Source organism: Pseudomonas persica, from assembly GCF_900291015.1.
Taxonomy (GTDB): domain Bacteria; phylum Pseudomonadota; class Gammaproteobacteria; order Pseudomonadales; family Pseudomonadaceae; genus Aquipseudomonas.
Genome location: NZ_OLKL01000246.1, coordinates 1 through 254, shown reverse-complemented (window position 1 = coordinate 254; position 254 = coordinate 1). Strand labels below are relative to the sequence as shown.

Below are 254 nucleotides of genomic sequence, written 5' to 3'. Positions count from 1 at the left end.
ACCGGCTACCGCGCCAGCGTGGAGAAGGCGCTGGACATCAAGCGCGGCGAAGCCGGCGTGGTCGATGCCATCGTTGCCGAGGACATCGGCAAGTTCCCGGACCTGAACCTGGCCGAGTCGCTGCAGCGCATCCCGGGCGTGGTCATCACCCGCGAGGCCGGCGAAGGCCGCAACATCTCGGTGCGTGGCCTCGGCCCGGAATTCACCCGCGTGCGCATCAATGGCATGGAAGCGCTGACCACGGTCGGCGCCGG

General features: G+C 69.3%; 1 protein-coding gene. It reads left to right on the top strand.

Going from position 1 to position 254, the window contains the following annotated elements:
- On the top strand, positions 1-254 hold a 254-nt coding region (locus tag FQ664_RS26445; RefSeq protein WP_178091106.1), incomplete at both ends, for a TonB-dependent receptor plug domain-containing protein.